4 protein-coding genes and 2 pseudogenes are annotated in these 8,564 nt (G+C 41.1%); 4 read left to right on the top strand and 2 right to left on the bottom strand.

What is annotated here, in order from left to right; translation table 11 throughout:
- Positions 1-127 precede the first annotated feature (127 nt).
- The 4 genes and pseudogenes from JNC77_RS17190 (at position 128) to JNC77_RS17175 (ending at position 6,296) form a co-directional block, all read left to right on the top strand.
- The gene (locus tag JNC77_RS17190; RefSeq protein ID WP_374834721.1) at positions 128-2,407 is read left to right on the top strand and encodes an AAA family ATPase; all 2,280 of its coding nucleotides are present in this window, start codon (positions 128-130) and stop codon (positions 2,405-2,407) included.
- Positions 2,408-2,592: 185 nt separating this feature from the next.
- A pseudogene (locus JNC77_RS17185) lies at positions 2,593-2,995 on the top strand (transposase); the annotation flags it as partial.
- Positions 2,989-3,207 (top strand): annotated as a pseudogene (locus JNC77_RS17180) (integrase core domain-containing protein); the annotation flags it as partial. The pseudogenes JNC77_RS17185 and JNC77_RS17180, both read left to right, overlap by 7 nt.
- Before the next feature lie 95 nt (positions 3,208-3,302).
- The gene (locus tag JNC77_RS17175; protein ID WP_374834719.1) at positions 3,303-6,296 is read left to right on the top strand and encodes an Eco57I restriction-modification methylase domain-containing protein; all 2,994 of its coding nucleotides are present in this window, start codon (positions 3,303-3,305) and stop codon (positions 6,294-6,296) included.
- Between the two features lie 50 nt (positions 6,297-6,346).
- Here the strand turns inward: JNC77_RS17175 and JNC77_RS17170 are convergent, their stop codons facing one another.
- Positions 6,347-7,972 (bottom strand): N-6 DNA methylase, encoded by a 1,626-nt coding sequence (locus JNC77_RS17170; protein ID WP_374834718.1) that lies wholly within the window; start codon positions 7,970-7,972, stop codon positions 6,347-6,349.
- Entirely contained in the window at positions 7,962-8,150 is a 189-nt protein-coding gene (locus JNC77_RS17165; RefSeq protein ID WP_374834716.1) for a hypothetical protein, read from the bottom strand. Before JNC77_RS17165 ends, JNC77_RS17170 begins: the two co-directional genes overlap by 11 nt.
- Positions 8,151-8,564: the final 414 nt, after the last annotated feature.

The raw sequence follows: 8,564 nt of genomic DNA, 5'->3' as shown, positions 1-8,564 counted from the left end.
ATACAACTTGTTTGACAAACGGGTGTGTGTAGCATGTGTATCCGCCCCGGTAATGGTTGCTAGTCTCATTTGGTACATATAGGTTGGATACGACAACTGCTGTAATTCTGGTGTGGGGGCACGTTAGATGATTATCCAAAGGCTTTCGGAGCTTAAACAAGCAGGGGTATGGAAAGACTTTAGCGCGCCAGGCGATTTGCAATTGGCTCCGCGCACTCTGATATACGGATTCAATGGTTCCGGGAAGACCACCTTATCAAGGGTGTTTTCTTCGATAGAGCGCGGAAATTTAGAAGAGCGGCTGCCAAAGGAAACCACTTTTAATATAGAGACGTCAGATGGAGTAACTATTTCGCATCACCCTATTTCAAATCCATTTGGGAACAATCTTCTGGTTTTCAACACGGACTTCGTTTCCAGAAACTTTGAATGGGATGCTAGCAGTACTAAGGGGATTGCGTACCTAAGCGAAAAGAAGGTCGATGCTCGTAAGGAGTACGATGAAATAGCCCCAAAGCTAACGGCCGCAAAACAGAAAACCAAAACTCAGGAGAGCGTGAAGACCAAAGCTGATAAGGCCTTCTCGGACTTTAAGACTCGAGTCGCTCGCAACATCCGCGAGTTGGCATCCTCTAGCAGCTATACACAGTCTTACGATGCGCGAAAGATTCAAGGATATTATTCAAAAGCATCTTTTGGCATGGAGAAAAAGCTGTCAGAAGATAAACTCAAAGCTTACCAAGCGCTGCTTGTTCAACGTGAGCCGCTCCCGAGCCTCGCTTTTTCCCCGAGTCTCCCAGATGAGCTAGCCGATTGGTTCAAGGCTAGTCAATCGCTTCTTACGCAGAGCATCTCCGGCATCGCCCTGAACGAGTTTGAATCGCATTCGGATGCTCTGCGGTGGATAGAGGAAGGGCTCTATTACCATGACGAGCACAGCGTGTCAGACTGCCTTCTTTGCGGTAACTCGTTTTCAGAGAACCGTCGTGCCCAACTCCGAGTATTGTTCGACAAATCGTGGACCGAAGCTCTTAAATCCTTGGAGGACGCTGTGAGGATCGGGAAGGGACATCAGCAGGGCCTACGAGAATTCTATCGTTCCATCCCTAGGGAAGCAGAGATTGCCGTAGAGGAACGGGAAGCCTTTGCTAAGAACCGAGCGGCCATGGAATTGGCCGTCGCACGGCTTGGTGTATGCGTCGGAGAGCTTGTCCAAGGATTAGAAACGAAAGTTGCAAACCCCACAAAGGAGGTAGAGGTTGTAGGTGATCTTGCAACTTTTGACCTTGGAGACTGGCTCACAGAATACGCGTCCACCGAAGTAGCAATAGCGACGGCCGTGAAGAAACACAACGAAACCTTTGTTAGCTTTGAAGCGATGCAAAAGGATGCGTTCACCAGGATTGAAACCCACGTCTTGGCAACAAATCAAAGTGAGTGGAATCGCCTTCAAAAGGCCACCGTAGATGCTGAGAGGGAGCAGACAGCAGCGCGAAAGGAAGAGAAAGACCTTATTGATCGCCAGCTGGCACTTCGTAATGACCTGCAAGACCACGGTGTTGGCGCAGATAAAATGAACGAACTAATTTGGGCTTATCTCGGACACAAAGAACTTCGCTTAATTGCAGAAAATGGTGGATATAAAATTCTCCGAGCAAACGGAAGCTCTGCGATAGAGTTGAGCGAAGGGGAACGTATGGCCGTATCCTTCTGCTATTTCTTGACCCAATTGGCCGCTGAAGGCCGCAAAGCTGAAAACCTTGTTTTGGTTATTGATGACCCTATATCGAGCTTGGACACTGCAGCTCGAACCTACGCTTACAGCCTGATGACCCGCATGACCAAGAGGTGCGCTCAGGTTATCGTTCTCACACATAATACAAGCTTCATGAACATGGTGAAGCGTGAGTTTCAAAACTTTCAGAGGCGGGATGAAACCAAAAAGATCACGGCGCTTCTGTCCCTTGATTGTCGCAGCTCGGGAGATGGAAAAGATCGCGTAACTTCCCTTAGGCACATGCACGAGTTATTGGTCAAGCATGACAGTGAGTATCACTATCTTTTTAGCCTAGTTCGAGACGCGGCGGAGAAGAAGGTGACAGACTATGTGTTCCTGCTTCCGAACGCGACCAGAAAACTGCTCGAGATTTTCGCAACCTTTTGTTCTCCAGGGCAATCCAATTTCGCTGGGGCGCTTGGGGACCACCACGATGCAGTTAAAGATAAGCTCGACGTGCGAGCTCTCGAACGTCTCGTACAAATCGAGTCTCACGGCACTATTGACGGACTTGGCACCCTGCCAGATCTCACGCTTGAAGAAGCCATACGTGCGGCTGATGCGGGGATCAACTTCATCAAAGAAGTTGGGAAGGACCATTACAAGAAGATGATGAAGGCTTGCGCCTAGAGCTCAGATTTGTACTTAATACTGCATAATCAACGCGGCGGAGTTGTAACATTGCCTCTGTGATTAATTGCTTTGAAGCTACCATTCATTTATCATGTTTCCGAGCGTGGTCTAAATAAATATTGGTTTTGCCCCGATAAAATGAAGGGATTTTCTGTTAAATTTTTAGATAACAGGAGAACCTTATGAGCAAAACCAAACGCCTTACATTTACGGATGATTTTAAAAAAAGAAGCGGTTCGTCTTATAGGAACGAGTGGTCGGGCACTTCCGCAGGTTGCCGAAGACCTTGGTGACGGGCTTTCAAGTTTATCGCGCTGGTAGCAGCAGTTGAATGAAGTTGATTTTTAGTCGGCCCCCATGAGGATGTGACAAAAGAATTGGCTCGTCTGCGTAAGGAAAATGAAATTCTTCGGCAAGAACGTGAAATATTATTGCGTGCCGCAACTATTCTCGCGAAAGAGGGAAGTCGATGGGGTTCAAACTCATTGATGAAGCGAAGAAGAATTCCCCGTCTATCGGCTTTGCTCGGTTCTTGGTGTCAGTGAAAGCGGCTATTTTGTCTGGCGTGGTCGTCTTGCCAGCCGCAGCAGAATGCATATATCGAACGCGATAATCGTACCGTTCGGCATGAATAGTTAGATCAATATATCATAGAAAGCATTGAGGAGGCACAGGAATTCGCCACACAGTGGCTCTGGACATACAACACCGAAAGACCCAATATGGGCATTGGTGGGATTACTCCTGCACAGAAACTGAAAAATGGCCGCGTGAATTCTACTGCGGAACCCCGTTAAAAACGGGGGGTTACCATAGTATTTTTTGTTTGAAATGGTTTAGTTTGGATTCCCCTGAAATATAAAGCTTGAAATGTAAAAACTGAGATAACAGAATGGCAAAAATGGAACTTCTGCAGCGGTTAGTTCATCAATATGGCAGCAATTTAGAGCACTATAAATCAAGTAGTTATAACGAGACTCAATTAAGAACTGACTTTCTTGACCAGTTTTTGATTGCGCTTGGATGGGACATAACAAACTCGAACGGAAAGCCAACTTATGAACGAGAAGTACTAGTCGAAGAGGGCCTTAAAGGAAGAGCAGGCGAAAATACAAAAAAGCCTGACTATACCGTTCGTCTATTCTCGGATCGTAAATTTTTCGTTGAGGCTAAAAAACCGAGCGTTAATATTGTAGCTGATCCAGAGCCAGCTAGACAAATTCGTCGATATGGTTTTACAGCCAAATTGAAGATTTCAGTTTTATCAAATTTTGAGTACACAGCGATTTATGATTGTTCAAACCAAGTTTCAGCGGATGATAGCCCTGTTAATTCTAGAATAAAACTATATCACTACACAGAATTAATTGAAAATTTCGATGAAATTCAACGACTCATTGGTAAGGATAGTGTTTATTCTGGTTTATTCGATGAAGAGTGGTCAGAAATTGAGAATAAAATTGCCAAGTTTAGCGTAGATGATCTTTTCTTGCGTCAAATAAACACCTGGCGACTGATGCTGGCTAACGAATTTATTACGTTAAAACCTGCATTGAGTGATGATCAGTTAAACGATTTAACGCAAAATTACATCAACAGCATAGTCTTTTTACGTGTCTGTGAAGATCGTGATTTAGAAGATAACGAGACTCTTTATAAATTTTCTCAAAGCAAAGATGCTAATTCTCTTATACATAAACTACGAATTTCCGATAAGAAATACAATTCCGGATTATTTAGCCTCGAATATATCGATGAGCTGATTGGAAGTAAAGTTTCGTGCATCTGGACGATAATAGGGCAGCTTTATTTTCCTCAAAGTGCTTACTCTTTCTCTGTGTTTTCTTCGGATATTTTAGGGGATATCTATGAAATATTTTTGAGTGAGAGAATACGTATTAATACACAGGGGGAAATCGAACTACAGCCTAAAGAGGAACATATCGATAGAGATGTAGTTACAACACCTAATCATATTATCAAAAATATTATAAGAAATACTATTATTGAGTATTGCAAAGGTAAAACTGATGACCAGATTTTTAGTTCTAAGTTTGCAGACATTGCTTGTGGCTCAGGCGCATTCCTGCTTGAAGTCTTCCAAACCATTCAAGATATTTTGGTCGACTATTACGTAGAACATGATCGTTCAAAGCTCCAGCAAATAACTGGGTATAATTTTAAACTGAAGTTTTCTTGTAAGAAAGAGATACTTACACGCTGTATTTACGGTATTGATAAAGATTTCAATGCAGTTCGAGCATGCTCGTTTGGCTTGCTTCTTAAGCTTCTAGAGGGGGAAACGAAAGAAACAATCGGCCAAGATACTCCAATCTTACCAAAGATTGATGGTAATATTCATTTTGGAAATAGTTTGGTTGATCTATCAGATAATATAAAAGATGCGGATTTTTTATCGGTTAATCCATTTGATATTAGTGATAAATTTGACGTTATCGTAGGCAATCCGCCCTATATGGCAACCGAATATATGAGCCAAATTACTCCAGCTGAGCTAGCGGTTTATAAAAAGAAGTACAAAACTGCTTTCATGCAATTCGATAAGTATTTCTTGTTTGTCGAACGTTCGATGCAGCTACTGAAAGACGGTGGCTATTTAGGCTATATATTACCTTCGAAATTTACCAAAGTTACGGCAGGTAAAAACTTAAGAAAATTGCTTTCAGAAAATAAGTACCTGTGTAAGCTAATTTCTTTTGGTTCAAATCAAGTTTTTAAAAATAAAACCACTTATACTTGTCTGTTGTTTTTGAGAAAATCTCAGCAGGATAATTTCTATTTTTATGAGGTAAAAGACTTCAAGAGGTGGCTTGCACGAGATGATATGTCCTCACAGTCAAGCAGCTACGAAGTAGACGTTCTGAGCTCAGATACTTGGATTCTGGAGAGAGAGACTAATGAAATTCTGGAGCGGATGTATTTACGTTCAGAGAAGTTAGGTAGTATTTTAGGGGAAGATGCTATTGCAAATGGTATTCAAACGAGTGCCAATCGCTACTACATTCATAGAGTGATTAAGATAGAAGAAGGTTATATACATTTCCAATACAACGGTAAGGCGTACCATGTAGAGAGTGAATTAACCCGACCTTATTTTGAAACACAACGCTCGGGGGATGATCAATTCTATACATATAAGGACGTAGAGCCAAATGCTTTCGTAATTTACCCATATAAAAAAGTCGATAATAGAATCCAACTTATAGATTATAAGGATTTGGAGCAGAATTATCCAAAAATGTTTGAATTTTTACAAGTTGTCAAAGAAGATTTAAATAACGGAACCCGTTCTATTAAGCCAAATCCTACAACACCTGATGAATGGTATCGATATGGCCGTAGTCAATCTCTTGAGAATTGTGATGTTCCCCAAAAGATCATCGTTGGAGTGTTGTCAAATGGTTACAAATATTCGATAGACAATCATCGAACTTTTGTATCGTCCGGTGGAACTGCCGGTTACAGTATTATAAATATTCCAAATACGTGCCCATACTCTATTTATTATATTCAAGCTATTTTATCTTCGAGGTACTTAGAGTGGTTTGCTTCGATATATGGTGAAGTATTTAGAGGTGGCTTTATCGCTCGTGGTACAAAAATTCAAATAAGAATGCCCATTCCAATAATAAATTTTGATGACATAGAGGAGGCGGAGGAGCACAATGCTATTGCCAAGCTTCAGCAGGAAATGAATAAGTTATACTTTGAAATATCTAGCGCTGATACACGTTCAAAAATTCCGTTACAAAGGCGCTTTAATAACTTGGAGATGAAAATGGATGGTCGGCTCAAAGAGCTATTTGATCTTGGAGTGCTTGACGAGAAAATTCCTTCTGTTGCTAAGCTATATAGATCCCTTTGAAATTTCCAAATATGGCAGCTCACTTAAATGAGCTGCCATTTAATGTGAATTTACTTACGCAATCGTCTGTCTCGTAACTTTCTCCATATAGCCATGAGCGTTTCAATATCTTCGGCAGTAAAGCCTAGTTTAGTAAATATTGTTTTACCTTGGATCTGAATGGCCTCTTCAATTTGTCCATCTTTCACAAGTCGACTTAGTGCAGCTATATCGTGCTTTTGACCATCAATGATTGGTATATAAAGCTTCTCGATTTCAGAAGGTACGAGTTCTAATACACCACCTCCGTAATAACGTCCTTCTAATTCAGCTGTGATAGCAGTTAGAGGATTCAAAAAACTGCACACTAAGTTCTCCGCACTCGTGAATGTCGAAGTGACGCGATAGGCTGTGTCTGTTGTGTATGCGCCGATTTGATTCAGGATCAATCTGGGGGCTTCATGGCAGCGTTTCAACATACCTATTTCGGTGCTGTAAATGGATGGTACTTTGTACCAAGGTTTGCGAATGCGACATTTATAGCGTTCATGGTATTTTTCAGTTTCACCAAGCTCAATATAATCTTTGACCTTTGCGGGGAGTTGCTGAAAATCACTTTCTATGTACAAAAAATTAGTTGGAAGACTTTTTTCTTGGTTACTTTTATGCTGTGACTTATTATACAAGATACCTGGGCAATGTTGGCTGCGGCCGAACATTGGATGGGCATAACTCTCTAATTCGTATTTTTCGACTATTTCATTCTCAACCAAAAAGAATTGGTTCGCACCTGTTACGATGCCAACGTCAACATTTGCAATGTCATTGAATTTATGGACGGAGGCATGGCTTATAAATTTTTTTATAAGTAACAACTCACTCTTTTCCAAAGTTGCTTTTGTCCACTTACCTTCAACCGTTTCACCGTTAATGCCTAAGGTTTTTCTAAATAACTCTTCGGGGCATTCTTCAAGAAAATCAAAACCGTTGACACTTACAATGCCAACACCTTCGGATGGTTGATTTGGATTTTCTTTCTTCTCAGCGAAGATAATGACAGCCCCTTGCAGTGTGCCCTCAAACCAAATTTCTTTTGGATCGATTATTACTATTTTGGAACAAACTTGTCCCATGTAGCTACGGAGTGATTGCGCATGCATCACATGAATAATCTCGGAAGGAATAACCATTGCCATTCGCCCGCCATTTTTCAATAAAGCGAGAGTTGATAGCAAGAAAGGAACCCAAGCATTTGTATGCTTTGTAAATTTTAGACCAATTTGTTTAAAAACAAGCTCGGCTTGCTCCTGAAACGGTTTTTCAAGAAACTGATACCTTATAAAGGGAGGGTTGCCAAGAACTGCATCATATGCGCTCTGGTTATGATTTAATTGCTTATTAGCCCAAGTAAGAAAATCGCCTTCTGTAACTGTAGCATTATCAAACCCCAAAGCTTTACAACGATTATATGTTTTCTGAACTTCTGTATCGAATAACTCGAAACAAGATATTTTTATAGATTTATTATATTTGTTGTTATGAAGTGCTTGAACGAATACACCATCACCACAACTCGGTTCTAAAATAGATTTTGGTTTCTTGTTTAATATCCATTTTGTCGCGTAATCTGCCAGATTTTGAGGCGTGTAATACCCGCCTCTTAGTTTTTGTGCTGACTGGTCTGCTTTAAATTTCATATTTTGCCTTTGAAAAGCTTTTAATAAGCTCAGTTTTTTTTTCTTCTATATGTTTTTGAGCCTTATCCACAAACCAATATTTTAGTGTTTGTTGTTCATGCGCTAATACGGAATATAGGTTTTTCTTCAATTCCGGATCAATTTCCAAAACTATGCGCCCTGATTCACCTTTTGCCATTATATAACCTATGTTATGTGAGTTATATAACATAGGTATATGGGGTTTATAACCAACGCAAGATTAATCATTATGATTAATACGGTGTGATAGTGTGACTGACCTGTTCCTATTAAATCGGAAAACTCTCCAGCTGGGTGGCTTAAAAACGGGCTCAGGTCAGTTATTCTAATTATGCTGATAATGCCTGTTTGGTGACTCAGCCTGTAACAATGCGTCAATGACCTCGAACTGCCTTGGTCCCGCTATCTGTAAGCCCGTTGGGTTTTGGTGTACGGGTAAAGACATCACGTCGATTTGTTATTGGTTTGGTTTACTGTCTTCTTTTTCCAAGCCTGTAATAGCGACTTAGCGTTCTCGCGAAACCGTTCTTTTCATCAATGACCCAGAGTTGAGATGTAATGGAACCATGAG

The sequence above is a fragment of the Paenochrobactrum pullorum genome (assembly GCF_041929845.1).
GTDB lineage: Bacteria > Pseudomonadota > Alphaproteobacteria > Rhizobiales > Rhizobiaceae > Paenochrobactrum > Paenochrobactrum pullorum.
Note: the sequence above shows the minus strand (reverse complement) of the source record. Positions and strands in the feature narration are given on the sequence as shown.

Coding starts and splice junctions, on each gene's coding strand:
- JNC77_RS17165 (WP_374834716.1), bottom strand. CDS start 8,150: ATGGCAAAAGGTGAATCAGGGCGCATAGTTTTGGAAATTGATCCGGAA.
- JNC77_RS17170 (WP_374834718.1), bottom strand. CDS start 7,972: ATGAAATTTAAAGCAGACCAGTCAGCACAAAAACTAAGAGGCGGGTAT.
- JNC77_RS17190 (WP_374834721.1), top strand. CDS start 128: ATGATTATCCAAAGGCTTTCGGAGCTTAAACAAGCAGGGGTATGGAAA.
- JNC77_RS17175 (WP_374834719.1), top strand. CDS start 3,303: ATGGCAAAAATGGAACTTCTGCAGCGGTTAGTTCATCAATATGGCAGC.